At 67.1% G+C, this 383-nt stretch carries 1 protein-coding gene; it reads right to left on the bottom strand.

Features of this window, described 5'->3' with window-relative positions; translation table 11 throughout:
- Positions 1–383 (bottom strand): YDG domain-containing protein (locus CBW50_RS29685; RefSeq protein ID WP_172404936.1); only part of this gene is annotated, 383 nt, incomplete at both ends.

Raw genomic sequence — 383 nt, 5'->3', positions numbered from 1 at the left:
GCCACGGTCTTGCCGTTGCCGGCATTCTTGTCACTGAATGCGCCGCTCAATGCGCCCAGCGTCACGGTTTCATTGCCGACCAGGCCGGACAGCGTGCCGCCGCTCAGCGTGGCCGCCGTAGTGCCGTCATAGATTTTATTAGCAGCCGTGATGCCGGATACCGTCAGCGCCTTCGGCGTGATGGCCGCCGTCACGCTGGCGGGCGCATTCACGCTGTAGTTCGCCGCCAGGCCKSTGCCGTCGCCCAGCTGGCCGCCGCTCACGGCCACGGTCTTGCCGTTGCCGGCATTCTTGTCACTGAATGCGCCGCTCAATGCGCCCAGCGTCACGGTTTCATYGCCGACCAGGCCGGACAGCGTGCCGCCGCTCAGCGTGGCCGCCGT

It is taken from the genome of Janthinobacterium sp. GW458P (assembly GCF_002127585.1).
Taxonomy (GTDB): domain Bacteria; phylum Pseudomonadota; class Gammaproteobacteria; order Burkholderiales; family Burkholderiaceae_D; genus Janthinobacterium.
Note: the sequence above shows the minus strand (reverse complement) of the source record. Positions and strands in the feature narration are given on the sequence as shown.